Annotated in this window: 23 protein-coding genes and 2 pseudogenes; 12 read left to right on the forward strand and 13 right to left on the reverse strand. The window is 71.2% G+C overall.

The genetic code is table 11. From position 1 onward, the window contains the following. Positions 1 to 34: 34 nt before the first annotated feature. From QE412_RS06505 to QE412_RS06515, 3 genes are read right to left on the reverse strand one after another with little or no spacing between them, the layout of a single operon-like run. A complete protein-coding gene (locus QE412_RS06505) occupies positions 35 to 1,816 on the reverse strand; it encodes a VWA domain-containing protein (protein ID WP_307481391.1) in 1,782 nt (593 codons plus the stop codon). Next, positions 1,813 to 2,748 carry an ATP-binding protein gene (locus QE412_RS06510; RefSeq protein WP_307481392.1) on the reverse strand — a complete coding sequence of 312 codons (936 nt, stop codon included), beginning with the start codon at positions 2,746 to 2,748 and terminating at the stop codon, positions 1,813 to 1,815. The genes QE412_RS06505 and QE412_RS06510 overlap by 4 nt, the downstream gene beginning before the upstream one ends. Positions 2,749 to 2,797: 49 nt before the next feature. After that, positions 2,798 to 3,559 carry a fructosamine kinase family protein gene (locus tag QE412_RS06515; protein WP_307481393.1) on the reverse strand — a complete coding sequence of 254 codons (762 nt, stop codon included), beginning with the start codon at positions 3,557 to 3,559 and terminating at the stop codon, positions 2,798 to 2,800. A 46-nt stretch (positions 3,560 to 3,605) separates the two neighbouring features. Here QE412_RS06515 and QE412_RS06520 point away from each other — a divergent pair, with 46 nt between their 5' ends. Beyond that, positions 3,606 to 4,388 (forward strand): DNA/RNA non-specific endonuclease, encoded by a 783-nt coding sequence (locus QE412_RS06520; RefSeq protein WP_307481395.1) that lies wholly within the window; start codon positions 3,606 to 3,608, stop codon positions 4,386 to 4,388. Between the two features lie 123 nt (positions 4,389 to 4,511). Here the strand turns inward: QE412_RS06520 and QE412_RS06525 are convergent, their stop codons facing one another. From QE412_RS06525 to QE412_RS06535, 3 genes are all read right to left on the reverse strand, one after another. Continuing rightward, positions 4,512 to 5,114, reverse strand: a complete 603-nt coding sequence (locus QE412_RS06525; protein WP_307481397.1) for a class I SAM-dependent methyltransferase — start codon at positions 5,112 to 5,114, stop codon at positions 4,512 to 4,514. Positions 5,115 to 5,304: 190 nt separating this feature from the next. After that, a complete protein-coding gene (locus QE412_RS06530; protein WP_307481398.1) occupies positions 5,305 to 5,949 on the reverse strand; it encodes a CE1759 family FMN reductase in 645 nt (214 codons plus the stop codon). A 1-nt stretch (position 5,950) separates the two neighbouring features. Next, complete coding sequence (locus QE412_RS06535; protein ID WP_307487053.1) at positions 5,951 to 7,156, reverse strand: LLM class flavin-dependent oxidoreductase; 1,206 nt, start codon at positions 7,154 to 7,156, stop codon at positions 5,951 to 5,953. Positions 7,157 to 7,397: 241 nt separating this feature from the next. Here QE412_RS06535 and efeU point away from each other — a divergent pair, with 241 nt between their 5' ends. From efeU to QE412_RS06555, 4 genes are all read left to right on the forward strand, one after another. Beyond that, positions 7,398 to 8,996: an iron uptake transporter permease EfeU gene (gene efeU, locus QE412_RS06540; protein WP_307481399.1), complete on the forward strand. Its 1,599-nt coding sequence runs from the start codon at positions 7,398 to 7,400 to the stop codon at positions 8,994 to 8,996. 47 nt (positions 8,997 to 9,043) lie between these two features. Then, entirely contained in the window at positions 9,044 to 10,276 is a 1,233-nt protein-coding gene (efeO, locus tag QE412_RS06545; protein ID WP_307481400.1) for an iron uptake system protein EfeO, read from the forward strand. Next, positions 10,273 to 11,550 carry a Dyp-type peroxidase gene (locus QE412_RS06550; RefSeq protein ID WP_307481401.1) on the forward strand — a complete coding sequence of 426 codons (1,278 nt, stop codon included), beginning with the start codon at positions 10,273 to 10,275 and terminating at the stop codon, positions 11,548 to 11,550. Before efeO ends, QE412_RS06550 begins: the two co-directional genes overlap by 4 nt. Positions 11,551 to 11,707: 157 nt before the next feature. After that, positions 11,708 to 12,724 carry an isopenicillin N synthase family dioxygenase gene (locus QE412_RS06555; RefSeq protein WP_307481403.1) on the forward strand — a complete coding sequence of 339 codons (1,017 nt, stop codon included), beginning with the start codon at positions 11,708 to 11,710 and terminating at the stop codon, positions 12,722 to 12,724. 288 nt (positions 12,725 to 13,012) lie between these two features. Here QE412_RS06555 and rpsO read toward each other — a convergent pair whose 3' ends face one another. After that, a complete protein-coding gene (rpsO, locus tag QE412_RS06560) occupies positions 13,013 to 13,282 on the reverse strand; it encodes a 30S ribosomal protein S15 (RefSeq protein WP_058598104.1) in 270 nt (89 codons plus the stop codon). A 276-nt stretch (positions 13,283 to 13,558) separates the two neighbouring features. Between rpsO and QE412_RS06565 the strand changes: the two genes are divergently transcribed. The 6 genes and pseudogenes from QE412_RS06565 to QE412_RS06590 all read left to right on the forward strand — a co-directional run bounded on the left by QE412_RS06565 (position 13,559) and on the right by QE412_RS06590 (position 19,401). Further along, complete coding sequence (locus QE412_RS06565) at positions 13,559 to 13,780, forward strand: DUF167 domain-containing protein (protein WP_307481405.1); 222 nt, start codon at positions 13,559 to 13,561, stop codon at positions 13,778 to 13,780. Beyond that, a complete protein-coding gene (locus QE412_RS06570; RefSeq protein WP_307481407.1) occupies positions 13,777 to 15,081 on the forward strand; it encodes an MFS transporter in 1,305 nt (434 codons plus the stop codon). Before QE412_RS06565 ends, QE412_RS06570 begins: the two co-directional genes overlap by 4 nt. Before the next feature lie 91 nt (positions 15,082 to 15,172). Then, positions 15,173 to 15,565, forward strand: a pseudogene (locus tag QE412_RS06575) (molybdopterin-dependent oxidoreductase); the annotation flags it as partial. Positions 15,566 to 15,662: 97 nt separating this feature from the next. After that, positions 15,663 to 17,465: a molybdopterin-dependent oxidoreductase gene (locus QE412_RS06580; RefSeq protein WP_307481409.1), complete on the forward strand. Its 1,803-nt coding sequence runs from the start codon at positions 15,663 to 15,665 to the stop codon at positions 17,463 to 17,465. Between the two features lie 97 nt (positions 17,466 to 17,562). After that, on the forward strand, positions 17,563 to 18,480 hold the full coding sequence (locus QE412_RS06585; RefSeq protein ID WP_307481410.1) for a DMT family transporter: 918 nt from the start codon (positions 17,563 to 17,565) through the stop codon (positions 18,478 to 18,480). A 339-nt stretch (positions 18,481 to 18,819) separates the two neighbouring features. Then, the gene (locus tag QE412_RS06590; RefSeq protein WP_307481412.1) at positions 18,820 to 19,401 is read left to right on the forward strand and encodes a hypothetical protein; all 582 of its coding nucleotides are present in this window, start codon (positions 18,820 to 18,822) and stop codon (positions 19,399 to 19,401) included. A gap of 50 nt (positions 19,402 to 19,451) precedes the next feature. Here QE412_RS06590 and QE412_RS06595 read toward each other — a convergent pair whose 3' ends face one another. From QE412_RS06595 to QE412_RS06605, 3 genes are all read right to left on the reverse strand, one after another. Continuing rightward, entirely contained in the window at positions 19,452 to 20,012 is a 561-nt protein-coding gene (locus QE412_RS06595) for a YceI family protein (protein WP_307481413.1), read from the reverse strand. A gap of 145 nt (positions 20,013 to 20,157) precedes the next feature. Beyond that, positions 20,158 to 20,523: an FKBP-type peptidyl-prolyl cis-trans isomerase gene (locus tag QE412_RS06600; RefSeq protein ID WP_013583439.1), complete on the reverse strand. Its 366-nt coding sequence runs from the start codon at positions 20,521 to 20,523 to the stop codon at positions 20,158 to 20,160. Between the two features lie 159 nt (positions 20,524 to 20,682). Beyond that, positions 20,683 to 21,843, reverse strand: coding sequence for a PrsW family intramembrane metalloprotease (locus QE412_RS06605; RefSeq protein WP_307481415.1), 1,161 nt, complete (start codon positions 21,841 to 21,843; stop codon positions 20,683 to 20,685). Between the two features lie 83 nt (positions 21,844 to 21,926). Between QE412_RS06605 and QE412_RS06610 the strand changes: the two genes are divergently transcribed. Further along, positions 21,927 to 22,793, forward strand: coding sequence for a fumarylacetoacetate hydrolase family protein (locus tag QE412_RS06610; RefSeq protein WP_307481417.1), 867 nt, complete (start codon positions 21,927 to 21,929; stop codon positions 22,791 to 22,793). Between the two features lie 36 nt (positions 22,794 to 22,829). Here the strand turns inward: QE412_RS06610 and QE412_RS06615 are convergent. The 3 genes and pseudogenes from QE412_RS06615 to QE412_RS06625 all read right to left on the reverse strand — a co-directional run bounded on the left by QE412_RS06615 (position 22,830) and on the right by QE412_RS06625 (position 26,132). Continuing rightward, positions 22,830 to 24,294, reverse strand: a pseudogene (locus tag QE412_RS06615) (aspartate ammonia-lyase). A 130-nt stretch (positions 24,295 to 24,424) separates the two neighbouring features. Then, a complete protein-coding gene (locus tag QE412_RS06620) occupies positions 24,425 to 25,327 on the reverse strand; it encodes a phosphodiesterase (protein ID WP_307481418.1) in 903 nt (300 codons plus the stop codon). A gap of 40 nt (positions 25,328 to 25,367) precedes the next feature. Beyond that, the gene (locus QE412_RS06625) at positions 25,368 to 26,132 is read right to left on the reverse strand and encodes an aminotransferase-like domain-containing protein (protein ID WP_373426570.1); all 765 of its coding nucleotides are present in this window, start codon (positions 26,130 to 26,132) and stop codon (positions 25,368 to 25,370) included.

Below are 26,132 nucleotides of genomic sequence, written 5' to 3' on the forward strand. Positions count from 1 at the left end.
GACGCGGACGACTCGCGTGCCGCCGCCCTGTCGCTCACTCGACGGCGACCTCGACGCCGGCGGCACGGAACGGGGCGAGGGTACGCTCCAGCGGCGACCACCCGCGCGGATCGAGCGGCACGAAGACGGTACGGCCGACGCGGTCCGCGGCGCGATCGAGCTGGACGCGCAGATCCCACGTCGCCGCACGCTGATCGGCGCGGCCGGCGAGATCGACGGTGGGCTGGCCGTCGCTGACGATCACGAGACGGCAGCGCTCGCGCGGGGCATCGGCGAACTCCTCGAGCGCCCGGCGCACGGCATCCGCGAGGGGCGTGCCTCCGCCGCCCTCGACGCTCGCGCGCTGCAGCGCCGCCCGGGCGCGTGAGACCCGCGGCGTGCGCTCCTGAACGAGGCGCGCGAACGCCCCGGCGGCGAGGATCACGCTCACGTCTCCCCGATCTCGGTAGGCGTGTCCGAGGGCGACGTCGGCGACGCGTTGCGCGTGGGCGACCCCGGCGCCGCCCATCGACGACGACCCGTCGACCACGACGACCGTGTGCGTCGCCGTGGGCTGCGCGCGCAGCCGGCCGCGCAGGTCGTCGCGGGTGACGGCGAGGTCTCCGCGCACGCCCGCGGCCGCGTGCCGGTGCACGGCGCGCTGGAGGGTGGGCAGCATCGCGATGCGTCCGTCGGCGCGTTCCGGGGCGACGACGCGTCCGGGACGACCCCGGCCGCTGCCGGCCCGTGTCGCGCCCCGGCGGGCCGAGCGCCCCGAGCGCACCGTCGCGCGCGTGGGCGGATCCGCCAGGGTGGGCACGACGAGGGCCGCCGCGCGGGCGGAGGGCATCGCGTCGGGATCGCCGTCGACGGCGGTGCCGGCCTCGGGGGCGGCGGCATCGTCGGGGGCGGGCACCGGTGAGCGGTGTGCGTCGGGGGCGGGCGGCGCCGGAGAGGGCACGGCGTCAGCGTCGGCGTCCGATCCGGCGGCAGCACCGGCATCGGGACCGTCGTCGGCCGTCGGCTCGGCGAATGCCTCATCGGCGGGGTCGCCGCTGCCCTCGGATGCGCCGGACGCCTCCGCGTCGACGGCGTCGAGCGCGTCCTCGTCGTCGCCGGCCTCACCCGCCGGGTCCGCGTCCGCCGTCGGGTCGTCGGCGCTCTGTTCCCCCTCGACGTCGCCCTCGAGCCCACCGCCGTCCTGCTCGTCGGGGTTCTCGGCATCCGGTTCGGGGGTGTCGTCGTCCACCGTCGCCGGGCCGGCCTCACCCGCTCCGACACCCGCGCGGCCTCGCCCGTGCGGTGCCGCCACCCACGCGCGCACGAGCGCGACCGGGTCGCCGTCGTAGCCCGCGTCGATGAGAGCGGATGCCAGTGAGCACGCCGCGACGTCGAGGGCGCCGTCGTGCACGCCGTGCGCCGCGAGGGCGGCGACCACGCGGCGCCACAGTCCCGCCTCGCTCTCGCCCGCGGGGCGGCGCCCCGGCGGAACGACCGCGCCAACGTCGACGACGGCCGTGCAGCGGCGGCGCACGGCGGCGGGCAGTGTCGCCGGATCCGCGCACAGGGCGAGGGCGCGGTCGGCCCGGGGCGGCGGCTCGTCGGCATCCGCGACGCGGACGACCCAGTCGGCGTGAGGGCGCAGCTGACGAAAGAGGGTCTCGGCCCGAAGCGCGTCACCGGCGAGCGCGAGCCCGAACCGAGCCCCACCGCGCCACACGTCGATCGTCGCGCGCACCGCGGGCGGCAGGACGATGTCGCCGCCGAGACGCGCCCGCAGCGCGGCCACCCGGTCCGCGGGAGGCGCGGGGGTGGCCTCGCGCGAGCGCGACGTCACGCGACCCGCCGCCCGAGTACCGACGCCGCAGCGACCCGCACGCGGGCGGCCGCCGCCGTGACCGGCTCGAGGGCCGTCCGCGGCGCGCGGTGCTGCAGAGCGGGCACCGCGACGGCCGCGAGGTCGTGCACGGTCACGGCCGGGCGGCCCGCCAGTGCGGCCGCCGCCCGAGCCGCGCGCACGAGCACGAGCTCGGCGCGGTGACCCACCGCGCGCGTATCGACGCAGATGCGAACGGCGGCCTCGAGCACCTCGTCGCCGAGGTCGACGGTGGCGCACCGCTCGCGTGCGAGGCGGATTCGCGCGGCGAGTCGCTCCTCGCGCTCGGCCCACTCGAGCGTGAAAGCCCCGGGATCCCGCTCGAACGCCAGACGGCGGCGCACGATCTCCCACCGCTGCTCGAGGTCGCGGATCGTCGCGACCGGCGTCGACAGACCGAAGCGGTCTTCCAGCTGCGGCCGCAGCTCGCCCTCCTCGGGGTTGCCGCTGCCGACCAGCACGAACCGGGCCGGGTGCGTGTGGCTGAGACCGTCGCGCTCCACGGTGTTCACGCCCGAGGCCGCGACATCGAGCAGCAGATCGACGAGGTAGTCGTCGAGCAGGTTGACCTCGTCGATGTACAGGATGCCGCCGTGCGCCGCCGCGAGCAGTCCCGGCGCGTAGGCGATCTCGCCGCGGAGCGCGCGGTCGATGTCGAGCGAGCCGAGCACGCGGTCCTCGCTCGCGCCGAGCGGCAGGTCGACCACGGGCATGTCGAGACCCTCGCGGGTGAGGAGCTGCGCGAGGCCTCGGACCGTCGTCGACTTCCCCGTCCCCCGATCGCCGAGCGCCAGTACGCCGCCCACCGCGGGATCCACCGCGCAGAGGGTGAGCGCGTGGCGCAGGTCGTCCTGACCGACGACGGCGGTGAAGGGGAAGACGGGTGCGGCCATGGCATCCATTCTATTGAGAATGTTTCTCAATAGGTGGACGACTCGATTATCACCCCAGTGCGAGCGTCCGCTCCGCGGCGCTCACGAGCGCGCGTCCGTACGAGCGGCCGTGGCCCGCCGCATGCACCGCGAGAGGGTGGAGCTGATGGACGGGCACGCGGGCGCGCCACCCCTCACGCAGGGGGCGCGCCGCGTCGTAGGCCGTGAGGATGTCGTCGAGGAACGGGCACCCGAACAGTGCGAGCATCGCCAGGTCGGTCTCGCGATGCCCGCCGTGCGCCGCCGGATCGATGAGCACGACCTCCTCCGCAGCCCAGAGCACGTTGCCCGCCCACAGGTCGCCGTGCAGGCGGGCGGGCGGCTCGTCGTCGTCGAACGCGCCGTGGGCGATCAGGGCGCACGCCCGGCCGACGACCTCGGCACCGGATTCTGACAGATTGCCGGCCGCGACGGCGAGAGGTACGAAGGGCTCGACGCGCTGAGCCGCGTAGAACGCCCCCCAGGTCGGCTCGGGACGCGCCGGTTGCGGGCGCCGACCGATGAAGATGTCGCCCACCCACCCCGGCGGCGGCGCGCCGAAGGCCTCGGCCCCGGCCGCGTGGGTCGCGCCGAGCGCGGCGCCGAACGCCGCGGCGGCCGCGGGAGTCGGCGCGGCCTCGGCGATGCGCTCGAGAGCGATCCGATCGTCGGCAACGTCGATGACCCGCGCGATGCGCGCTCCCCCGGCCGCGGCGAGCCACCGCAGCCCCGCCGCCTCCGCGGCGAAGAATCCGGCGGGAGCGTCGGGCCGGGACTTCACGTGCTGTTGCATCGCCCCAGTCTGTCGCGATGTCGGAGGTCACCGGCACGATGAGGGCATGAGCGACGGCTACGATCCGGACTTCCTCGGCATTCCCCTGCCCCTTCCCTCCCCCGCCACGGCGACGACGCGGCTCGACTACCCGCGGTTCTCGGTGCTGCTCGACGAACAGCGCCGTTTCGCCGCGGTCACCGGCGTCGTGATCGACGGCGCGACGCTGCGCGACCCCCCGCGCACGGGCGAGTGGCGGCTCGACCCGCGTGTGCCCGATGAGGCGCAGGCCGGGCCCGAGGTGTACACCCGCAACGACCTCGACCGGGGCCACCTCGTGCGCCGGCGCGACCCCGGCTGGGGCTCGGCGGCGGAAGCTCACGATGCCACTGAGGCCACGTTCTTCTACACCAACGCCGCGCCGCAGGCCGCGGGCTTCAACCAGTCGAAAGAGCTCTGGCTGGGACTGGAAGACCATGTGCTGGCCTACGCCGAGACCACGGATCAGCGCCTCGCCGTGTTCACCGCGCCGGTTCTCGGCGACGACGATCCCCCGTACCGCGGCATCAGCGTGCCGTTGCGGTTCTGGAAGATCGCAGCCTGGCGCCGGGGCGAGGCCCTTGCCGCGGCTGGATTCGTGCTCGACCAGACTTCGCTGGTCGACACGCGCCAAGGGCTCACCGTGCCGCCGCTCGGCGCGTTCCGCACATTCCAAGCGCCGATCGCCGACATCGCCGACGAAGCGCGCATCGACGTAGGCACGCTGGTCGCGGCCGATACCTTCGTGCGACGGGGGCTGCGCCCGGTCGCGGCACGGGAACTGCAGAACGTGGACGACATCGTGCTCTGACGTGCGGCACTCGGCGACGCGGCACGATGCCCGAGCCGTCGAACCCACCACTGGACCGGTCTCTTCGACACGCTCAGGGAGCTCCCGAGCTCGCTCGCACGGACCCCGCAGTCCGCGTCGTGATCACCTCACCCGCACCGCGTGCAGCAGCGTGTCGATCGCCGCGGAGCCATGGCCGCCGCGCAGTTCGGCATCCGCGGCCGTGCGAGTGATCCGCCCGCAGCGCTCGATACGGAACCGGTCGTCGAGAGCGCCGTGAAGCAGGTCTGGGGTGTACAGGATCGCGGGATCCGACGGCCCGTGTCCACCCGCCGCGATGTTCTCGATGTCGTGGCCGATCACGACGAGCGTTCCCCCGGGCGCGACCCACTCCCCGATCCGCGCGACCGCCGCCGCACTGTCGGGCAGGTGCAGGTAGCACGAGACCACGAGGTCGACGGATGCCGACGGCTCCCACTCGTGCACATCGGCGTGGATCCAGGTCACGGCGTCGCCGCCGGGTCGCGCGGCGGCGAGCGCGAGCCCCGCCGCCGAGAAGTCGATGCCGGTGCAGCTCCAGCCGCGGGCAGCGAGCCAGACGGCGGTACGTCCGTCGCCGGTCGCGACGTCGATGGCCGTTCCCGGCCGACACGCGGACACGATCTCTCGGACGACCGCGGGAGGCTCGGCGGCCCACACACCCCCGGCCGAGGCTCGGTATCGCTCGTCCCACTGCGTGGCATCCATCGCGGCTCCTTCTCCTCGTCTCACCCTAGGCGCGGGTCCGCACCCGCCCGAGCGCCCGGTCACACCCTCAGCAACCCGCACAACCTCAGCCCCGACGCCGCAGCCCCGACGGAGATTACGCACATCACTGACCCTGTGCCCGCGCACGCCAGAGCCCGCCGACACGGGCGACGGGGGTCCGACGCCGAGGTCACTCCCCCGACAGACCGCCCAGCAGGTGGCCGAACGACCGGCCCTCGCCGAGGTACGACGACGGGTCGAACGGGTCGGCGTCGCGGACGGGCTCGCGGGCGGCGATGGCATCCGCGAACTCCCGGGCACCGCGCTCGACGCGCGAGCCGAGCGGGGCGACCTCATCGGCGTTCGCGCCCCAGTCGCTGGATGCCGCGAACACACCCGTCGGCACGGGGTTGGCGTGCAGGTAGGTGAAGAGCGGACGGATCGCGTAGTCGATCGCGAGCGAGTGCCGCGCGGTGCCGGCGTTCGCACCGATCAGCACCGGCGTTCCGTTCAGCGCCTGCGGGTCGAGCACGTCGATGAACGACTTGAACAGGCCCGAGTAGCTCGTGGAGAAGATCGGGGTGACCGCGATGATGCCGTCGGCCGAGACGACCGTGTTGATCATCTGCTCCAGCGGCGCCGGAGCGAAGCCGGTGAGCAGGTTGTCGGTGAGGTCGTGCGCGTAGTCGCGCAGCTCGAAGACGTCGCTCGTGGCCTCGATCCCCCGCTCACGCAGCTTCGCGAGCGCGGCGTGGGCGAGCCGGTCGCCGAGCATGCGCGTCGACGACGGGGTCGACAGCCCCGCGGTCACGACCGCGATGCGACGGGCGGCCATGTCAGGCACCGACCTTCGTCGCAGCCGCACCGAACGCGCTGCCCCGGCGCGGAGCGGCATCCTGGTAGGGGCTGCCCGCGGTGAGGTTGTCGCCGCGGTTCGCACCAGGAATCGCCTGACGCGGAGCCGCACCGGCGTAGATCTTCTCGACGAGGTTCGCGTGCGTGGGCGCGTCGGGCACCTCGGCCGGACGGTCCTTCTGCAGCTCCTTGCGCAGCACCGGCACGACCTCGGAGCCGAGGATGTCGAGCTGCTCGAGCACGGTCTTGGTGGGCAGGCCCGCGTGGTCGATGAGGAAGAGCTGGCGCTGGTAGTCGCCGAACGTCTCGCGCATCGCGGCGTAGCGGTCGATGACCTGCTGCGGCGAGCCGACGGTCAGCGGGGTCATCTGGCTGAAGTCCTCGAGGCTCGGGCCGTGGCCGTACACCGGCGCGTTGTCGAAGTAGGGGCGGAACTCCCGCACCGCGTCCTGCGAGTTCGCGCGCATGAACACCTGGCCGCCGAGGCCGACGATCGCCTGCTGGGGCGTGCCGTGGCCGTAGTGGGCGAAGCGCTCGCGGTACAGCGTGATGAGGCGCTGGTAGTGCTCCTTGGGCCAGAAGATGTTGTTCGCGAAGAAGCCGTTGCCGTAGTACGCGGCCTGCTCGGCGATCTCGGGTGTGCGGATCGAGCCGTGCCACACGAACGGGGGCACGCCGTCGAGCGGACGCGGGGTCGAGGTGAAGCCCTGCAGCGAGCTGCGGAACTTGCCCTCCCAGTCGACGACGTCCTCGCGCCACAGCTTGTGCAGCAGGTCGTAGTTCTCGATGGTGAGCGGCAGGCCCTGACGGATGTCCTTGCCGAACCAGGGGTACACGGGGCCGGTGTTGCCGCGACCGAGCATGAGGTCGGCGCGACCGCCCGACACGTGCTGCAGCATGGCGAAGTCTTCGGCGATCTTCACCGGGTCGTTCGTGGTGATGAGCGTCGTCGAGGTGGTGAGGATGAGGCGCTCGGTCTGCGCGGCGATGTACGCCAGCGTCGTGGTGGGCGACGACGACCAGAACGGCGGGTTGTGGTGCTCGCCGAGGGCGAAGACGTCGAGGCCGACCTCTTCGGTGTGCTTGGCGATCGTGAGCGTGTCCTTGATGCGCTGGGCTTCGCTCGGGGTCTTTCCGGTTGTCGGGTCCTGGGTGATGTCGCTCACCGTCATGACACCGAACTGCATCCCGGGCCAGGTGTTCGTCTCGCTCACGGCTTCTTCTCGCTTTCCGGATGCCACGCATCCGATCCATGCAAATGAATGTATCTCATGAAACGCTGGAGGCCCAGGAGTATTCCCGCACTCGTGCCGCAGGTTCGGGACCGACGCATCCCGGACCCGGGGCCGAAGTACCCGAAGTTTGGGACCGAAGGAAAGATAGGCTACCCTTAGCTCGTCTCATCGCTCTCACCCTCAGAGGTCGCCGGTGCTCGCCACCTATGTCATCGGGCTGCGAGAAGGGCTCGAAGCGGCCCTGATCGTCGGCATCATCGCCGCATTCCTCAAGAACAACGGCCGACGACTGACCGGCATGTGGATCGGCGTCGTGCTCGCGGTGGCTCTGTCGATCGGGGTCGGCGTCGTCCTCTCGCTCGTGGAGCAGTCACTCCCCCAGGCCGCTCAAGAGGCGATGGAGACCGTCATCGGAGCGGTCGCGATCTTCTTCGTCACCGGCATGCTCGTGTGGATGAACCGTCACGCGCGGAGCATGCGGTCCGAGCTGGAGGAGCACGCGGGAGCCGCTCTCAAAGACGGGCACGCGTGGGCGCTCGCGCTGATGGCGTTCCTCGCCGTGTTGAAAGAGGGCTTCGAGACGAGCGTGTTCCTGCTCGCGACGTTCTCGGCTTCGACGGATGCCGCGCTCGCCGCTCTTGGCGCCAGCCTCGGCGTCCTGACCGCCATCGCCGTCGGAATCGGGATCTACCTGGGCGGCGTCCGCATCAACCTCAGCCGGTTCTTCCGCGTGACGGGCGGATTCTTGATCCTCGTGGCCGCGGGACTGGTCGTCTCCACCCTCCGTACGGCCCATGAGGCGGGCTGGCTCACGGGCGGGCAGCAGCGCACCGTCGACCTCTCAGCGATCGTGACACCCGGCAGCATCCCGTCCGCGCTCATCACCGGCGTCCTCGGCATCCCGGCCGATCCCCGCCTGATCGAGGTCGTCGGATGGTTCGCCTATCTGATCCCCGTCGCGCTGTTCGTCTTCTGGCCGCGTGCCGCGCGTCCGCGCGCCGACCGCGTGCCGCGCCTGCAGGCCGCCCTCGGTGCCGCGGCGGCGGTCGTCGCCATCGCGCTGGCCGTGAGCTGGGCGCTTCCGACGACGACCGCGCCCGGCCCCCTGACGCTCGCCGCCGGCGCGTCGGGCACCGATGGCGCGACGACGGGCACCGCGAGCCTGGCGGGAACCCGCCTGACGATCGCCCTCGACGGATCCGACGCGCGTACGGTGACCCTCGACGGGCCCTCGACCTCCGTCGAGCACGAGGGGGTCAACGCCTCGCAGTGGACATGGACGGACGATGACTCCGGCTCCGGACCCGCCACGCTCAGCCTCGAAGACCTCGCCACTCTGTCGGGCGGCCGGCTCCCGATCGGGATCAACCGCGCCCAGCAGCCCGGACCGTTCGCCGCGCACTGGCAGATCAGCGACGAGGTGTCGGTATGGACCGCCGAGGGCGTCCTGCTCGATGCCTCCTCGACGCGCGACGCGATCGTGACGCTCAGCGGCGGCGGACTCACGACCGAGCGATCGGTGACCGTCACGGGCGCCGACCTCGCCCACCCCGACGCCGGCTGGCACGGAGCCACGGCCGAGGTCTCGGCCCGCGCCGCCCTGGCCGAGGCCCGGATCGAGACCGACAACGAGCGACTGCTCTGGGGCGTGCAGGTTCCCGCCGTGCTCGCCGTCGCCGCCATCGCGCTGCTGCTCGCAGCGTGGCGCGGACGCCGCCGCACGCGCGCACACGAGGCAGTCGAGGCATCCCCCGCGCCTTTCACGCACCCCGCCCACGCCGCCGCCCCGTGACGCCGGCGCCGCTCCTCGATTCACCCATCCCTTTCCCTAGGAGAACCATGTCTTCTCGTACCCGAATCGCGGCGCGCAGCAGCGCGATCGCTCTCCTCGCCGTCGGCGGCCTCGCCCTCGCCGGCTGCAGCGGCACCGACAACAGCGCACCGGCAGCCGCTCCCACGAACTCCAGCGGTGCCACCCAGGTCACCATCACCCTCACGGGAGACGACGGCGACGCCTGCGCGCTCGACTTCGACACCGCCCCCGCCGGTCCCATCACCTTCACGGTGGTGAACAAGAGCTCGACCGCGATCACCGAGGTCGAGCTGCAGAGCAAGAGCCGCATCCTCGGCGAGAAAGAGAACCTCGCGCCCGGCCTGCCGCCGGTGTCGTTCACGACGCGCCTGGACGGCGGCACCTACCAGGTGTACTGCCCCGGGGCGACGAACGAGACCACCGACTTCACCGTCACCGGCGAGAGCGCGACGGCGACCGGCGGATCGGTGTCGGCCCTGCTCGAGCAGGGCACCCAGGGGTACGCCGACTACACCAAGGGCGTCGTGGCCGACATGGTCACCGCCGTGACGAACCTGCAGAGCGCCGTGGACAGCGGTGACGTCCAGGCGGCGCAGAAGCAGTACGCGCTGGCCCGTCCCTTCTACGAGAAGATCGAGTCCGACGTCGAGGGGTTCGTGCTCGACGGCTTCGACCCGACCGACAACGCGGGCAACCTCGACTACCTCATCGACATGCGAGAGGCCACCCCGCCGGACCCGGCCGTCGGGTGGTCGGGCTTCCACGCGATCGAGCGCGACCTGTTCCAGGACGGCACGATCACCGACTCCACCAAGACCCTCGCCGCGGGACTGGTGGAGAACACCCAGAAGCTGCAGACGGTCATGGGCACGCTGACGTACAAGCCCGAAGACCTCGCCAATGGTGCCGCCGCGCTTCTCGAAGAGGTGCAGTCGGCGAAGATCACCGGCGAAGAAGAGGCCTACAGCCACATCGACCTGGTCGACTTCGCCGCCAACGTCGAGGGCGCGCAGCAGGCCTTCGCCTTCCTGCGCCCGGGCCTCGACCAGATCGACAGCGGCCTCTCGACGCAGATCGCCGGGCAGTTCGACACGGTGACGAAGCTCCTCGACGGCTACCGTGACCCGAACGGACTCGGCGGCTACAAGCGATGGGATGACGCCCTGCGCGCGAGCGACGCGGTGACGCTCGGCAAGGCCGTCCAGGCGCTGCAGGAGCCCCTCTCGCGCATCGCCGAGAAGGTCGCGACCGCCTCGTGAGCGAGCAGCCCGACGAGACGCCGTCGGCGAAGGGCCTGTCCCGCCGCGCGCTGTTGCTGACGGCCGCGGCGGGGGGCTTCGCCGTCGGCGGTCTCGCCGGCGGCGGGATCGCCGCATCCGCCGCGGCGGCCGGTCATGCCGACGGCGCCACGGGCGACGTGGTCGACCTCAGCACGGCTCACCCGTTCTACGGCACCGGCGCACAGGCGGGCATCACGACGCCCGTGCAGCGGTACTCCGTCTTCATGACGTTCGACTACACCGGCGTCGGAGCAGCAGACCTGCAGGTGCTTCTGGCCCGGTGGTCGGCGGCCATCGCCCAGCTGATGCAGGGCAAGACCGTCGGCGAGGTCGAACCCGAGCGCGTGGATGCCATCGGCAAAGACACCGGCGAGGCTCTCGATCTCGAACCGGCCGCCCTCACCGTGACCGTCGGTCTCGGGCCCGGACTGTTCACCGACAGGACGGGGCTCGCCGACCGCAAGCCGCCGCTGCTGCGCGACTTGCAGCTCGGCGACACCACGATCAAGCCCGAGCTGAACGGCGGCGATCTCTCGGTGCAGGCCTGCGCCGACGACCCGCAGGTCGCCTACCACGCGGTCCGTGCCCTCGCGCGGATGGGCAAGGACTCGGGCTCGGCGGCGACCCGATGGACGGTGATGGGCTTCGGCCGCGCGGCGGCGGGCAAGGGCCAATCCACACCGCGCAACCTCATGGGGTACAAGGACGGCACCCGCAACATCTTCGAGGCAGACGACCTCGACGCGTTCGTCTGGACCTCGGACGGCCCCGAATGGACGCGCGGCGGCACCTATCAGGTCGTCCGCAAGATCCAGATGCACATCGAGAACTGGGACACCGACCGCGTCAGCGACCAGAACAACGTGTTCGGCCGCCACAAGGTGACCGGCGCCCCGCTCACCGGCACCCAGGAGTTCGACGAGCCCGACTTCGCCCAACAGGATGCCTCGGGCTCCCCCGTCATCCCGGCCACGGCGCACATCCGGCTCGCCGCGCACGAGACCAACGGAGGGGTGAAGATCCTCCGCCGCGGGTTCAACTACACCGACGGCATCAATCAGTTCGGGTTCCTCGACGGCGGCCTGCTCTTCCTCAGCTACCAGAACGACCCTGCGCACTTCGAGCAGTTGCAGTCCCGGCTGAGCCGTTCGGACGCCCTCAACGAGTACATCACGCACATCGGCTCGGGCATCTTCTTCGTGCCCCCCGCGCCGCGCGAAGGCTCGTACATCGCGGCGGGCCTCTTCGCCTGAGCGGCGCACTAAGCGGCGCCATGAGCAGCGGCACGACCTCCGGCGGCGAACGCCCCGGAGGTCGTTGCCCTGGCGGCCGTGCGAGGCCTCCGGGGGCGAGTCGGTAACGGTCGGCAACATTCGCCCGCGGCCGCGCCGCACGATTTAGCCTCGTGGCATGTCCGACCTCAATCTCCCCGTGCTCGACCTCTCGCTCCTCGACCAGGGCCCGGATGCCGCTGCCCGCTTCCGCGACGAGCTGCGCGCCGCGACCCACGACGTCGGATTCTTCTACCTCACCGGTACCGGGGTGAGCCCCGAGCTCGAGGCGAGCCTGTTGAAGGCGGCGAAGGACTTCTTCGCCCTGCCGGAGGCCGACAAGCTCGCGATCGAGAACGTCACCAGCCCGCATTTCCGGGGCTACACACGCGTCGGCGGCGAGCGCACTCAGGGCCGGGTCGACTGGCGCGAGCAGATCGACATCGGCCCCGAGCGCGATGCGATCGACGACCCCGACGGGCCCGGTTACAACCGCCTGATCGGCCCGAACCTGTGGCCGGCCGCACAGCCCGAGCTCAAGGAGGTCGTCACCGAGTGGCACGACCACCTCACCGGCGTGGCCCGCAAGCTGCTGCGTGCGTGGGCGCTCGCCCTCGGCGCCGAGGAGCAGTACTTCGACCGTCACTTCGGCGACCCGCAGACCCTCATCAAGATCGTGCGCTACCCCGGCAAAGACGACCCGACTCCCCAGCAGGGCGTCGGCGCGCACAAGGACTCGGGCGTTCTCACCCTGCTGTGGGTCGAGCCCGGCAAGGGCGGTCTGCAGGTCGAACGCGACGGCGAGTGGGTCGACGCTCCCCCGGTTCCCGGCGCCTTCGTCGTCAACATCGGCGAACTGCTCGAGTACGCCACGCAGGGATACCTCACGGCCACGAACCACCGCGTCATCTCGCCGAAGTATCCCGACGAGCGCATCTCGGTGCCGTTCTTCTTCAACCCCGCCCTCGATGCGCGGCTGCCGATCATCGAGCTGCCCGCGGAGTTGGCATCCGAGGTCCGCGGCGTCACCGACGACCCGACCAACCCGATCCACGCGACCTACGGCGAGAACGCGCTCAAGTCCCGTCTGCGCGCCCACCCCGACGTCGCCGAGCGCTGGCACGCCGACCTGCTGGCGGCGCGCACCGCTTCCTGACGCCGGCGCGGGTCGCGCGGCGGCATCGCGTGGGCGGCGGCGTCACATGGGCGGCGGCCCGGGGGCGGCACCGCCCCGCGACAGGGGATCGTTCGAGAACAGGTGACTCTCCCGGGCTGACGCCCTGTTCTCGAACGATGCCCTGTTCTCGGCGCCGCGCTGCGGGCCGGCGACGCTCCGCCCCCGACTGATGAACCAGCCCGGGCTCACGGCCGGGAACGCCGAAGGCCGCCCCACACCGTGGGGCGGCCTTCCAAGAATGTTTTGCGCGATAGAACGCTGGTGCGCTCAGCGACGCAGACCGAGACGCTCGATGAGCGAGCGGTAACGGTTGATGTCGACCTCCTGCAGGTAACCCAGCAGGCGACGGCGCTGACCGACGAGCAGGAACAGGCCACGGCGCGAGTGGTGGTCGTGCTTGTGTGCCTTGAGGTGCTCGGTGAGGTCCTTGATGCGCTGCGTCAGCATCGCGACCTGCACCTCGGGGGATCCGGTGTCACCGGGGTGCGTCGCGTACTCTTCGATGATCGCCTTCTTGACGTCTGCTTCGAGTGCCATAGATGGGATCCCCTTCCTTCTCATTGCGCGGCGCCCGTCACCCGATGTGCGAGCTCTCTTTATCCGCGGCCGATCGAACGGCAACCGCATGAGTCTACCAGCATCCGGATGCCACCACCGCACTGTTCCGCCACGCCGGCGCCGCGACGGCGGGCGGCGCCCGGCTCCCTCTCGCCGTCCAGCGCCAGGGGCGCTCACCGCCCCGACGCCGGCGACCCGACACCGACCACCCGACGCCGACCACCCGATGTCGGAGGTCTGACGTAGCCTCGATCCGTGCAGCTCACCGTCCGCGTCAAACCCGGGAGTCGGCGCGGTCCCCTCGTCGAGGAGACCGCCGACGGTCTCGTCGTACACGTGCGCGAACGCGCCGTCGAGGGCGCGGCCAACGACGGCGTCGTGAAGGCCCTCGCCGCCCACTTCGGGGTCGCCCCGCGCGACGTCGAGATCCTTCGGGGCCACACCGCCCGCATCAAGCGCGTCGAGGTCGACGCGTGAAGGTGCGCCGCAGCGCGTTCATCGACCTGCGCCCCTTCACCACCTCCCCCGCGTTCGCGCGCCTGTGGATCGGGTCCACGCTCGCGGGCCTCGGCGGCCAGCTGACCGTCGTCGCGGTCATGCTGCACGTGTTCGAACTGACGCAGAGCACGTTCGCCGTGTCGATGATCGCGGTCGCGGGTCTCGTGCCCATGATCCTGGCCGGGCTCTATGGCGGCATGCTCGCCGACGCCTTCGACCGACGCACCGTGGCCCTGCTCGCGGCCCTCATCACCTTCGCCTCGACCGCGCTGCTCGCGATCCTCGCCTGGACGGGACTCGAGACCGTGGGGTGGCTGTTCGTGCTGAGCGTGGTGAACTCCGCGGCCAATTCGATCGTCATGGCGACGAAGTCGGCGATCACCCCGCGGCTGCTCCCCCGCGACCTGCTGCCCGCGGCCGCTGCCCTGCAGGGGGTCACGGTCGGCATCATGGTGATGGCAGGTCCCGCCCTCGCGGGCGTGCTCGTCGCCGTGGCGGGCTACGCCTGGACGTACTCGCTCGACGTCCTGCTCATGACATCCCTGTTCCTGGGCCTGTGGTCTCTGCCGAAGCTCCGCCCCGAGGGCGAGGTCGTGCGCCCCGGACTGGAGTCGCTGCGCGACGGCGCACGGTTCCTGCGACGTGCCCCCAACATCCGCCTGCAGTACATCCTCGACATCGTCGCGATGACCTTCGGGCAGCCGGTCACCCTCTTCCCCGCGATCGGCGCCGTCCTCCTGGGTGGCGGGGCCATCACGACCGGCGTGCTCACCGCCGCGGTCGCCGCGGGAGCGTTCCTGTCCAGCCTGTTCTCGGGCCCGATCGGGCGCGTGCGCCGACAGGGCCTGGGTATCGAGCGGTCGATCCAGGTCTACGGGCTGTCCATCGGCGCGTTCGGCCTCGTGCTGCTGGCGGCCGCCCTCGGGTGGATGCGCCCCGACCTCGTCGACGAGAAGCACGCTGCGGTCGGGCTGATCGTCGTGGCCGCGATCGTCCTCGCCGTCTCCGGCGCCGCCGACAACGTCAGTGCCATCTACCGCTCGACGATGATGCAAGCGGCTGTTCCGGATGCCATGCGCGGGCGCCTGCAGGGGATCTTCATCGTCGTGGTGGCCGGCGGACCCCGCATCGGGGCCCTCTACGCCGGCACCCTTGCGACACTCACAGCACTCTGGGTGCCGCCCCTGTTCGGCGGCATCCTGATCCTCGCGCTCGTCGGTGTGCTGGTCCGCCTCTCCCCGCGCTTCCGCCACTACGACGCGCTGGACCCCCAACCCTGACGAGGCCCCCGGCAGCCGCCGACGACGACGAATGTGACGCCCCATTGCGTGCCGCCGACCTCGACGGCCACGACGGCGAGAGCATGACGGGATGACGCGGACGCAGGAGAGCAGCACCCACTGGGGCACCTTCCGGGTCGACGTGTCCGACGACGGCCGCACCGTCGTCGGCACCCGCCCCTACGCGGACGATCCCGACGCCTCCCCGGCCATCGCGGGCGTGGCGGAGGGACAACACCACCCGCTGCGCGTCACGCGTCCGGCGGTGCGGCGACGCTGGCTCGAGCGAGGCCCGGGCTCCGACGATCACCGGGGCGCCCCCGACGACGAGTACGTCGAGATCGACTGGGACGAGGCCCTCGACCTGCTCGCCGCCGAGCTGGACCGGGTGCGCTCGACCCACGGCAACCGGGCGATCTTCGGCGGGTCGTACGGGTGGGGAAGTGCCGGGCGCCTGCACCACGCGCAGGGGCAGCTGCACCGGTTCCTCAACGCCATCGGCGGCTACACCTCGTCGGTCAACGACTACAGCCGCGGGGCGAGCCTCGTACTCGCTCCCTCACCTCATCGGCGCAGACGGCATGGAGGAGCTGCGCAAGCGCCCGCCGTCCTGGCCCCACATCGCCGCGCACACCGACCTGCTGCTGTGCTTCGGGGGGATGCGCCTGTCGAACACCTCGGTGATCCCCGGCGGCCACGATCGCCAGGTCGTCGGCGGGCTCTCCCGCGCGGCCGCCCGCACCACCCGCATCGTGACGGTCTCCGCGCAGCGCGACGACATCGGGGCCGACCTGGATGCCGAGTGGCTCGGGATCGCGCCCGGTACCGACACCGCCCTCCTGCTCGCCCTCACGCACACGCTCGTCGCCGAGGGTCTCGCGGACGACGCGTTCCTCGTTTCGCACACGCACGGAGCCGATCGGGTACGCGCCTACCTGCGCGGCGACACCGACGGCGTGGCCAAGACGGCGGAATGGGCCGCTGACCGCACCGGCGTGCCCGCGGCGACCATCCGCGACCTCGCACGGAGCGCCGCGGCAGGGCGCACCCTCGTCAACGTGACGTACTCGCTTCAACGCGCCGAGCACGGCGAGCAGGCGGTGTTCGCCGCCCTGACGTTCGCCGCCTTCCTCGGCCAGATCGGGCTGCCCGGCGGGGGGTTCTCCCACGGGTACGGATCCATGGGCGACCACGGGATCGGCGTCGAGCAGGTCAAGCTGCCGACGTTCCCGCAGGGGCGTAATCCCGTCAGCGACTTCATCCCCTGCGCCCGCATCAGCGATCTGCTCCTGCACCCCGACGAGGATCTCCCCTACGACGGCGCAACGCTGCGGCTGCCCGACATCCGCCTCGTCTACTGGGCCGGGGGCAACCCGTTCCATCACCATCAGGACCTCCGGCGTCTGCGCCGCGGGCTGGCGCGCATCGACACCCTCGTGGTCAACGAGTTCCACTGGACGCCTACCGCCCGTCACGCCGACATCGTCCTGCCCGCTGCCACGCCCCTCGAGCGCGATGACCTCGCCGCAGGTCCCGGCGACTCCCGCCTGCGCGCGATGCCCCGCGCCGTGCCGCCCCTGGGCGACGCGCGCGAGGAGTTCTGGATCTACGACCGCCTCGCGGATCGTCTGGGCACGGACTACGCCGAGGGCCTGGACTCCCGCGGCTGGCTCGAGCGCATCTACGAGACGTGGCGGCGCACGAACGTCGACGCGCCGCCGTTCGAGGATTTCTGGCGCGACGGCGGGACGCCACTGCCGCAGCGGCCGTACCGGGACGGCGCGTTCTCCGCCTTCCGCGCCGACCCCGCGGCGCACCCCCTTGGCACGCCGAGCGGCCTGATCGAGCTGTTCTCCCCCACGTTGGACGGCTTCGGGCTGTCGGACACCGCGGGGCACGCGCTGTGGATCGAGCCGCCGGTCGAAGCCGACTCCCCCTACGACGTCCAGCTGCTGTGCAACCAGCCCTCGCACCGGCTGCACAGCCAGCTGGATATGACGGCGCCGAGCCGGTCCACGAAGGTGGCGGGTCGCGAGCCGGTCCGCCTGCACCCCACGGATGCCGCGGCTCGCGGCCTCAGAGATGGCGACGTCGCGATCGTCCGAAGTCCGCAGGGCAGCCTCCTGGCCGGTGTCGTCGTCACCGAGGCCCTCCTCCCGGGCGTCGCGCAGATGCACACCGGCTCCTGGTACGACCCGAGCGCGCCGCACATCGCCGACTGCGTGAACGGCAACGTCAACGTCCTCACGAAGGACGTCGGCACGTCGCAGCTCACGCAGGCCTCCAGCGGGGCGCGGGTGCGGGTCTCGATCGAGCGGTACGACGGTCCGCTTCCGCCGGTCCGGGCGTACGACCCGCCCCGCTTCGCCTCCGCCGCGAGCTGAGGGATCGGAAGGGCGGGACGGTCAGTCCTCGGCGGATTCCGGCCATCGCAGTGGCCCGATCGGGCGGATATCGGAGCCCGGTCGTAGTGTCGGGAACGTGGCATCCGGATCCTCCCCCTCACCCGTCTCCATCGCCGTGCAGTTCGTGCTCACGGGCATCGTGTGGGGGTCGAGCTTTCTCTTCATCGCGATCGCGCTGGACGGGATGACCCCGGCGCAGGTCGCCGGCGGTCGCCTGCTCTTCGGCGCGCTCGCACTCGCGGCGATCGTGGCCATCCGCCGCGAGCGTCTCCCCCGCGGGCGGCGGATCTGGGGCCACCTCTGCGTGCTCTCCCTGACGTTCTGCGTGGTGCCGTTCCTGCTGTTCGCGTGGGCCGAGCAGCACGTGTCGTCGGGGCTGGCGAGCATCTTCAACGCGACGACGCCGATCATGACCGCCGTCATGGCGTGGGCGGTCTTCCGCGTCGAGAAGCTGCACCTCGGTCAGCTCGTCGGCATCGCGATCGGGATCGTCGGCGTCGTCGTCATCATCGCCCCGGGGGCGGTGTCCGACATCGGAGAGAGCACCGTCGCCCAGCTCGCCCTGCTCGGCGCGACCGCCTGCTACGGGTTCACCCTCGCCTACATGCGGCGGTTCCTCGGCGACAGCGGGCTGTCCGGCATCGCGTTCGCGTTCGGCTACATCGCCCCCGCCGCAGCGTTCATGGTGCTGCTGTCGCCGCTGATCCTCGCCGAGCCGATGCGACTGAGCACGCCCGTCGTCCTCAGCATCGTGGCGCTCGGCGTTCTCGGCACGGGCATCGCCTACGTCTGGAACCAGAACACCTTGAAGGCCTGGGGCCCGACCCGAGCCTCGACCGTCACGTACATCACGCCGGTCGTGGGCGTGGCCCTCGGCATCCTGGTGCTCGGCGAGCGGATCTCGTGGAACGAGCCGGTCGGCGCGGCGGTGGTGTTCCTCGGGATCCTGCTCGTGCAGCAGCGGTTGCGCCTGCGGCGCGGCACCGGGGTCTGAGGAAACGACTCGCCGTTCGAATACGAGCGGGCGGGCAAGATCTCACCTGCGGTGGCCGGAGAGGCCCGCAACGGGACGTGGCATCGTTCGAGCTACGGTGGCGCGCATGCAGCAACGGACGTTGTCGCTGGGGCATCGGGACGATCGTCATGAGCCCGGCACGGACTCGCGCAGGGAACCCGAGACGTGAGCCGACGCCACAAACTCAGCGCCCACAGGGCCACGAGCGCCGCGCAGCAGCCGACCCGAGACGCCCGGCCCCGTGCGCGTACCCTCGCATGGACCGTCCTTCGCGACGTCACATCGGTCGGGCTGGGCGTAGCGAGCCTTTTGGCATCGATGGCCGCTCTTCAAGCTGCCGATACAGCAAACTTTCTTGCTGAGCAATCGCGCGCGCTCAGCGCCGAGAGCGTGAAGCCTCAGGTGCTTACCGAGTCCTTCTCTGGATGCTTGTTCGGTGCAAGCGGCGGCATTCAGGACGACGGAGATGGGACGGCAACGACCTTCGGCGGCGGCGCACGCTACTCGGTCCTCTCCAACACCGGTCGGCTTCCTGCACTCGTGGTCAGTGCGCAAGGAGTCTTCCTGCACGGTGTCGCCGGGCTTCCAGAACTCGACATGTCGTGGATAAAACTCGGGCAAACCGCGGCAGAAGACGCCCCGCGTTCGGACGCTCTGTGGCTGGAGCCGGGTGAGGCCGCAGCAGTGCGAACCGCGTGGAACCTGCCGGAACCGCATAGCGACCTGAGTTACGTGATGTACCAAGTCGCGGATGAATCTGCAGACACCATCACGCCCGTCGCCACGGCAAACGCCCGGCGACTACCACGAAGCGTTGCGGAAGCCTATGCCCGGCTGGATCCGAAGGCTGCACCGGACTGGGACGGTGTTTGCACCGCGCCACGGGCCTTCGCGGAATAAGCCGGGAACGACGAAGGCCCGGATGCCTGGCATCCGGGCCTTCGAAGAGGTCACGCCTGGAGCGCGAACTGCAGGTCGAGCTCGATGGTGACGTCCTTGCCGACGAGGACGCCGCCGGTCTCGAGCGCGGCGTTCCAGGTGAGGCCGTAGTCCTCGCGGTTGATGACCGTCTTGGCGGTCGCGCCGGCCTTGTAGTTGCCCCACGGGTCGGTGCCGAAGCCGCCGAAGTCGATCGAGAAGGTGGCGGGCTTGCTGACGCCGCGGATGGTGAGCTCGCCGTCGACGAGGAAGTCGCCGTCCTCGACGCGGACGCCGGTGGAGCGGAAGTCCATCGTGGGGTAGGTCTCGACGTCGAAGAACTCGGCCGAGCGCAGGTGCTGGTCGCGACCCTCGTCCTTGGTGTCGACCGAGGTGACGTCGACGGAGGCCTCGACGGTGGCCTCGAGCGGGTTCTCGGGGGCGACGAGCGTGGCGCTCTTCATGCCGAAGGTGCCGCGCACCTTGGAGATCATCATGTGGCGGACGGTGAAGGTCACCTCGCTGTGCGAGGGGTCCAGCACCCAGGTGCCCGCCTTGTAACCGGGGATGTCGAGAGTCGTTGCGTCGGTCATGTCACTCCTTGAGGTCTGGGGAGCCGTGTCGGCGTCCTGCGAGAGTAAAACTCTCATTCATACGAATGTATTCCACGATCGAGAAAAACGACGAACCCGAGGGTGCGGGAGCACCCTCGGGTTTCGTGAACATCGGGTTTCGTACTCAGCCGACCTTGAGCAGGTCGATGATGAAGATGAGCGTCTTTCCGCCGAGGAAGTGGCCGCCGGCGGGGCCGTACGCGAGGTGCGGCGGGATCACGAGCTCGCGGCGTCCGCCGACCTTCATGCCCGGGATGCCGTCCTGCCAGCCCTGGATGAGGCCGCGCAGCGGGAACTGGATGCTCTCGCCGCGTCCCCACGACGAGTCGAACTCCTCGCCGGACTCGTACTCGACACCGGCGTAGTGCACCGTGACGGTGTCGCCGGGCTTGGCCTCGTCGCCGTCGCCGACGATGATGTCGCGGATGACGAGGTCGGAGGGGGCGGGGCCGCTGGGAGCGTCGAACTCCGGCTTGGTGCGATCAGTCATGCGTCCATCCAAGCACGTCAGCACGCGACGGACAGCCCCTGGACAAAGACTCAGCGCCCGGTGCCGCGGCGATGCCTGCGTGTCTCCCGAGCGCTGAGTTGGCCTACACCGATGGTGCTCCCGCCGCGCGGCGGTGTCAAGAGCCCGGATGCCGCGGGCTCACCGCGCGAGCAGAGCCGCACGCGCGGCCGTCGTACGCTCGAGCAGATAGCGCTCGGTGGCCGCGGCCTGGGGTTCGCGCCCCGAGAGCGAGCGCTGGCGTGCGGCGGCGAGCGCCGTGGCATCGGCGATGAACCCGCGCATCACCGCGGTGCGATCGCCGGGGAGCGTGCGCGCCCACGCCAGAGCCGATCGACGACCGGGACCGGTGGCCAGCATGTCGACCTCTTGCGGGGTGAACCACCCGGCGGCGGCGTACTCGCCCAGGCGGGCGCGGGTGAGGCGGGATTCCTCGCGCCGCAGCAGCAGGATGCCGGCGATGAACGCCAGGAACAGGGGCACCTGCAGTGTGGCGTATACCTCGAAGAAGTTCGCGAACGTCGCCGAGCCGTTCCACAGGGCGTGCAGCACGATGGCCGCGATGATGCCCGGGATGCCGTATGCCAGTGCCCCGCCCGCGCCGAGGCCGCGCCGGGCGGCGAGACCGAACGCGAAGCCGGTCAAGCTGGTGAACATGACGTGCGCGAAGGGCGACAGCACCGCGCGCAGGAAGAACGTCGTCGCCACCTGCTGCGGCCCGCCCTCGAGGTAGCTGACGGCGAAATACTGCACGTTCTCGGTCAGTGCGAAACCGGCGCCGATGAGCGCCCCGTAGACGATGCCGTCGACCGGACCGTCGAACGCTCGGCGGGCGAAGACGAAGATGAGCAGGACGCCGAGGCCCTTGGCCAGCTCCTCGACGATCGGAGCCTGCACGACGGCGCTGAACGCCTCGGGCGGACGCCCCACAAGCAGCGTGATCACGAGATCGACCCCGAGAGCGATCGCGACCGCCGCCACCGCGCCCCACGCCACCGCGAACACGAGCAGGCGCCGCGGTTCGGGCTCCCAGCGGTCGATGTAGCGCACCGCGAACCACACGATGACGAACGGGATGACGGCCAGCACGAGCCCGAAGAACGACGCGGCCGTGCCGAGCGCCCCGGTGAAGTAGCGCACGAGCAGGGCCAGCACCGGCACCAGCAGCACGGCCACGACCCACAGGGCGACACCTCCGCCGCGGCGACGCGGCGGCGCGGCGGAGACGGGCGCTCGCGGGGCCGGCGAGATGGGCGCCGGCGCGGCCGATCCGGGCTGCGCGAGCGGCGAGGGGAAGCTCATGCGCACAGCCTAGGGGCGGCCTCCGACATGGGGTCCGGGGCTTGCGACGGCGGGACCGCGGCGCGGGCCGGTAGCGTGGTGCCATGCGATTCGCCCACGTCCGCTCCCCGGAAGGGGCCGAGTCCCCTCGTCTCGTCAGCGTCCACGACGAGGAGTTCTCGTTCGTCGAGGAGTTGTTCGACGGCGCCCCGCGCACGCTCGAGCAGCTCATCGCCGGTGGCGACGACCTTCTGCAGCGCGTACGCACCTTGGCGGCCTCGGCTCCCCGGCATCCCCTGGCCGGCGTGACCTTCGCCTCGGCGGTGCTCGCTCCCCCGACGATCCTCGCGGTGGGCCTGAACTATGCCGCGCACTCGGGCGAACTCGGGCTGAAGACCGACGCGGGGCCGACGGTGTTCGTGCTCTGGCCCAATTCGCTCACCGCGCACGGCGCGACGACGTCGTGGCCGCGCGCGCTCAGCGAGGCCGTCGACTACGAGGCCGAGTTGGGCGTGATCATCGGGCGTCCCGGGCGCGACGTTCCCGAGGCCGACGCGCTCGACCACGTCTGGGGCTACACCGTCGTCAATGACATCACGGCGCGCAACATCCAGTTCTCCGAGGCGCAGTGGTCGCGCTGCAAGTCGTTCGACGGCTTCACCCCGACGGGGCCGTTCGTCGTGACCGCCGACGAGATCCCCGACCCGCAGGATCTGCACATCTGGACCGTCGTCGACGGTCACACGGTGCAGGATGCCAGCACGGGCCAGATGGTGCGGTCGGTGGCGACGCTCATCCACAAGCTGTCGGAGTCGGCAACTCTCCTGCCCGGCACTCTCATCTCGACGGGGAGCCCCGGCGGTGCCGGCTACTCCCGCGACCCGCAGATCTTCCTCCGCGACCGCTCGACGGTCACCGTCGGCATCGACGGCATCGGCGAGCTGACGACGCACTGCCGCATCCTGGACTGACCGCAGCGCGCCCCCGGTGCCACCGCCCGCGTCGGCTCACTCCTCGACGACGTCCTCTACGGCGCGCACGACGGGGATCGCCTGCGTGATCGGGTGCAGTCCCGACAGGCGCGCGGGCGAGAGCTGCTTCGTGACCTCCTCGCGCGACATCAGCCCGGCCTCCACGACGAGGTCGGCGACGTTGCGGTGGGTCAGCAGAGCGGTCTTTGCGAGGGCGGCCGCCGCGGCGTAGCCGATGAAGGGCGTGAGAGCCGTCACGACACCGACCGAGGAGCCGACCATCGCGCCGAGTCGCTCGCGGTTGGCGGTGATGCCGTCGACGCAGTTCACGCGCAGCGTCCACATCGCCTGTCGCATCCAGGTGATGGACTGATAGATCGAATGGGCGATGACCGGCTCGAAGGCGTTCAGCTGGAGCTGACCGGCCTCGACCGCCATCGTCACCGTCATGTCGGCGCCGACGACGGAGAACGCCACCTGGTTGACGACCTCCGGGATGACGGGGTTCACCTTGCCGGGCATGATGCTCGAGCCCGCCTGGCGCGCGGGGAGGTTGATCTCCCCGAGGCCCGCCTGCGGGCCGCTGGAGAGCAGGCGCAGGTCGTTGCAGATCTTCGACAGCTTGATCGCGTTGCGCTTCAGCGACGACGAGAACGACATGAACGCCCCGGTGTCGCTCGTGGACTCCACGAGGTCGGTCGCCGTCTCGAGGTCGAGGCCGGTGATCGCGCGCAGGTGCCGCAGCACGGCAGGCCCGTAGCCGGGGTGCGCGGTGATGCCGGTGCCGATGGCGGTCGCGCCCATGTTGATCTCGGAGAGCAGGGAGGCGTTCTCGGTCAGGGCGGCTGTAGTCCTCGCCGAGCGTCGTGGCGAAGCCGTGGAACTCCTGCCCGAGCGTCATGGGCACGGCATCCTGCAGCTGGGTGCGCCCGACCTTCAAGACGTCGTGGAACTCCTCGGACTTGGTCAGGAACGACTGGCGCAGCAGCGCGAGCTCCTCGAGCAGACTCTTCAACGTCAGCGCGAGGCCGACCTTGATCGCCGTCGGGTAGACGTCGTTCGTCGACTGGCTGCGGTTGGTGTCGTCGATCGGCGACAGGAACGCGTAATCGCCCTTCGCGCGGCCCGCCATCTCGAGGGCGATGTTGGTGATGACCTCGTTCGCGTTCATGTTGGTCGAGGTGCCGGCACCTCCCTGGATGACACCCACCGCGAACTCGTCGTGGAACTCCCCGTCGATCACTCGCTGGGCCGCTCGGTCGATGAGCTCGGCCTTGGCCGGCTCCAGCGCACCGATCTCGGCGTTCGCGCGCGCGGAGGCCTGCTTGACCATCGCGAGACCCCGTACGAGATCGGGGTACACCGAGATCGGCCGCTTCGCGATCGGGAAGTTCTCGAGCGCCCGGGCGGTGTGGATGCCCCAGTACGCGTCGGCGGGGATCTCGAGGGACCCCAGGGAATCGGTCTCGGTGCGAGTGCGCGTCATTGCGTCCAGAGCCATGTGTCGTCCTTGTGGGTGTCACGTGAAAGGGATGCCACGAGCCTAACCACCCGCGCTCCGCCCGCCGGTGGACACGATGGACCGTGTCGATATCCGCACCGTCCGTGGCGTCCATTGCCGCTGAGGCGCGTCACGACCGCTTGCGCGAGAAGGCCTCGAGCCGCTCCTCGGGGCTCAGAGCCGCCATACGTGCCGTCCACTCGGGCGTGAAGTACCCGCCCGTCTCCGCCTCGACGACCGGCACGACGGCGTGCGTGATCGTGTCGTCCCACACGTGCACCAGCTGGAACGACCTCCCGGCGTCCATGCCGTTGACCTCGTCGGCCGGTCGCGCGAGATTCATCGTGTAGCACGAGGCCGCGGCCACGCTCACCGGGACGCCGGCGAACGTGCCCGACGTCGAGTAGTGCAGGTGCCCGGCGAGGATCACCCGCACGTCGCTCCCCCGGACGACGTCGGCCAGGCGGGGCTGATCCCGCAGCTCGAGGATGTCGAAGAAGGGGATGTGCGACGGCAGCGGCGGGTGGTGCAGCGCGAGGATCGTGCCCAGCGGCGCCGGCTCGGCGAGCACGCCGCGCAGCCACTCGAGCTGCGCGGCATCGACATCGCCGTGGTGCCACCCCGGCACCGTGGAGTCCAGGGCGACGAGCCGCAGACCCCCGAGATCCCAGACGCCGGTCACCGGCTCCTCGGTCGCGGCGGCGTCGAGAAGCTCCGCGCGCAGCGCCGGCCGCTCGTCGTGGTTTCCCGCGACCCACACCACCGGCGCGCCGAGCCGCGCGGCCCACGGCTCGACCTCGGCGCGCAGGGCGCGGTAGGCCTCGGGCTCGCCGAGGTCGGTCAGATCGCCGGTGAACACCACGGCATCCGGTCGCACACCGCTCGCCTCTGCGGCGCGCAGCATGCGACGCAACTGCAACAGCGTGTCGTAGCGTTCCCCGAGCAGGCGGTCGCCGGCCAGCAGGTGCGTGTCGCTGAGGTGGAGGATCACACGCGCCGCGGGCGCGTGCTGACCGAACTGCACGGATGCCATGACCTCAGCCTAGGAGCAGGGTCCGACATCGCCGGCCGCCTCACTGCACCGCGACGCTGTCCCGCACCGTCGCGAGGGTGACGAGGGCGTCGGCCGCCTGTCGCTCCGAGGTGGCGCTGAAGCTGATGCGGATGCGGGCGTCGGCGGGCTCGCCGACGAAGTAGGCATCGCCGTCGCCGATCGTGATCCCGGCGCGCTGCGCGTCTCGGGCGAGCGGCCCCGGCTCGACTCCCCGGGGACACGCGAGCCACAGGTGAAAGCCGGCGCGCGGCGGGGTGACATCGCCGTCGGGCCACACGCGCCGCACCTGCGCGAGCAGGGCATCTCGTCGGGCGACGAGGGTGCGGCTGAGGCGACCGGTGTGACGCGGCCACTCCGCGGAGGTGAGGAACTCGAGAGCGACCTCTTGCAGGGGGCGGGCGACGAACAGCTGGTTCGTGACGACCGCGGTGTGCAGCCGCGCCAGGACCGGTCCCCGCGCGGCGAGGAAGCCGACCCGCAGACTCGGGGCGACGGGCTTGGCGAGCGAGGAGATGTGGATGACGTGCCCGTGGACGTCGTCGGCGATGAGCGGCGGAGGCACGGGCGCGTCGAGGCGGATGTGGCGCGCCCAGTCGTCGTCGACGACGAGCGCGCGATGCCGGCGCGCGACCTCCAGCAGGGGCCGTCGTCGTTCCGGATGCAACGACAGGCCCGTGGGGTTGTTCACGGCGCTCTGCAGGTACGCCAGACGCGCACCGGTGCGCGCGAACGCGGCATCCATGTCGACCGGGTCGACGCCGCGGGCATCGGTGGGGACCGGAAT

Origin of the sequence: Microbacterium trichothecenolyticum, assembly GCF_030818955.1 — a bacterium.
Classification (GTDB): Bacteria; Actinomycetota; Actinomycetes; order Actinomycetales; family Microbacteriaceae; genus Microbacterium; species Microbacterium trichothecenolyticum_B.